At 74.1% G+C, this 2540-nt stretch carries 2 protein-coding genes; both read right to left on the minus strand.

Annotated elements, in window-relative coordinates; genetic code table 11:
- On the minus strand, positions 1-782 hold a 782-nt coding region (locus tag RB150_11025), incomplete at its 3' end, for an alpha/beta fold hydrolase (GenBank protein ID MDQ7821066.1).
- Positions 783-838: 56 nt separating this feature from the next.
- The coding region (locus RB150_11030; protein ID MDQ7821067.1) for an L-lactate permease at positions 839-2540 on the minus strand (1702 nt) is incomplete at its 5' end.

Below are 2540 nucleotides of genomic sequence, written 5' to 3' on the forward strand. Positions count from 1 at the left end.
GGCAGCGCGTCCAGGAAATCGCGCACCACCTCGGTGAACCGCTGGGGCTGCTCGATGTTGGCCACGTGGCCGGCGTCCGGGATCACCTCCAGGCGGGAAGCGCGGATACGCTCGGCCATGGCCCGGGCGCTGGCCACCGGCGTCGCCTGGTCGTCGGCGCCCACGACGATCAGGGTGGGAACCGTGATCTCCGCCAGCAGGGGCGTGCTGTCGGGCCGGTCGGCCATGGCCCGCAGCGCGCCCACCAGCGAGGCGGGGCGGGCCTCCATCAGGGCGCGCACCCTCCGGCCCACCTCCGGCCGGGTCCGCAGCGTCCCCGGCGAGACCACCACCGACACGAACTCGTCCAGGTAGCCGTCCGGGCCGTCGCGTTCGATGCGGGCGATGGCCTCCAGCCGGCGGCGCCGGCCTTCGGGGGAGTCGGGTTCGGCGCGGGTGTCCAGAAGCAGCAGCGCCCGCATCCGCTGACCGTAGCGCGCCACATAGCGGAACGCCACATACCCGCCCATGGAGAACCCTCCCAGCACCCAGTCCCGCAGAGCCAGGTGCTCCACCAGGGTCTGGAGGTCGTCGGCCAGCTGGTCCAGGGACTGGGGAACCCCCGCCGAGTCTCCAAACCCGCGCAGGTCCGGGGTGATCAGGCGGTAGCGGTCGGCCAGCGCGGCCTGAGGCGCCCACATCCGCCGGGAAAACGGGAACCCGTGCAGCAACACCACCGCCAGGCCGCTGCCGCGGTCGTCGTACGCCAGGCGCGCCCCGTCGGGCGCCACCACCGTGTCCATATCGCACTCCCCTCCTTCCGTGCTCCGGGCGGACGCCCCCGCGCCGGCGCACCGCCTCACCGGGCGACCTGGAGCGCCCACCCCACCAGCCCGAGGGCGACCGTCATCGGCAGCGCATACCGGGCCGTCAGGCGCATCACCCGCCCCTCCTGCCCGCTCAGGCCGACGGCGGCCGTGGCCAGGACCACCTTGGCGGGGGCCACCATTGACCCCACCGATCCTCCCGCCGTCTGCAGGGCGGCCATCAGCACCGGGTCCATCCCCAGCAGGCGCGCCGCGTCCCGCTGAAGGCTTCCGAACAGGACGTTGGAATTCGTGTTGCTGCCGGTGATCACGGTCCCCAGCAGGCCCAGAAGCGGTGACAGCAGGGGAAACGCGGGCCCCACCAGGGTGACCAGGCCCTGCGCGAGCAGGAATGTCATGCCGCTGGCCCCCATCAGGGTAGCCATCCCCACCAGCAGCAGGACGGCGGCCGAGGTGGGCGCTCCCTGGCGGACGACCGCCGCCCACAGCCGGCGCCAGCCCGCCACCGTGCGCCCCCGCAGGCGGTAGAGCACCACCGTGAGCCCGCTGGCGTACAGCAGCAGCGCGCCGGGATGAGCCAGCGGCGGAAAGTGCACCTCCCCGCCCTCTCCGGGCCAGCCCAGCCCCGTCGGCACCGCCACAAAGTGCGCCGTCAGAATCACCGACTCCAGCGTCCGGCGCACGGGCGGGACGAACGTCGCCGTCCCCACCACTCCGATGAGGGTGTAGTAGGGCAGAAACGCCTCGTGAAAGCCCATGGCCGCCCTCCCCGCGTGAACCGACCTCGGACGCTCGTCGCGGGGATAGGGCGGAGGCCAGGCCGGCAGGGTACCCAGCCACGCCGGGCCGCGGCGCCTGGCCAGGCGGGCCACGGCCACGCCGACGACCAGCCCCACCATCCCGGCCCCGAAGGATGCGACCACCCAGTGCTGGGCCAGCGCCAGCAGCAGCTGCACGACCCCCATGACCGCCCCCAGGATCGCGATCGCGCCCAGCGCCCGTCGGAACGGCCGCGGGCCGGCGTGCACGTGGGCCACAGCAAAACCGGTGGCCACGGCGACTCCCCCCAGCAGCGCCGCCGTCCAGACGCCCAGCGCCCGCGCCGGCAGGCCGGTCACCGCCCGCAGGGCCTGGAAGGAGGACGCCATGTCTCCCATGGTCACCGCCCAGGCGTGGCCCACCAGGGGGGCGGCGGCGGCCTCCAAGGGCGCAAACCCCAGCCCGAGCAGCAGGGGCGCCGTCACCGCCACCGGCACCCCAAACCCCGCCACCCCCTGCAGGAACGAGCTGAAGGCGAACCCGACGATCAGCAGCTGCAGGACGTGGTCCTCGGTGAGACCGAAGACCTCCTCTCCGATGCTGGCAATCGCTCCGACCCGGTCGGCGATTTCATACAGCAGCAGGGCCGCCCAGATGATGTACAGCACGTGCAGGCTCGTCACGGCCGCCCGCGCCAGCGCCGCAACCAGTCCCGCGGGCGGGGTCCGGTAAACGGCCCCCGCCAGCAGCGACGTCACGGCCAGCGCCACAGCGGCCGCGCGCACCGCCGACCAGCGCAGGACCAGCAACCCCGCCAGCAGGGCCGCCAGAGGAACGGCGGCCAGCCCGATGCGCCAGGGATCAGCCGGCATCATGAGGGGGGTGCGGGAGAACGCCCGCCGATGCGCCCCGCGCTCCGCAGGACCGGGGTGTCCGGCCGGATCTCCGGGGCCGACGCCGCGGCCGGCTAGGCTG

The organism is Armatimonadota bacterium (assembly GCA_031081675.1).
Lineage (GTDB): Bacteria > Sysuimicrobiota > Sysuimicrobiia > Sysuimicrobiales > Kaftiobacteriaceae > Calidihabitans > Calidihabitans tengchongensis.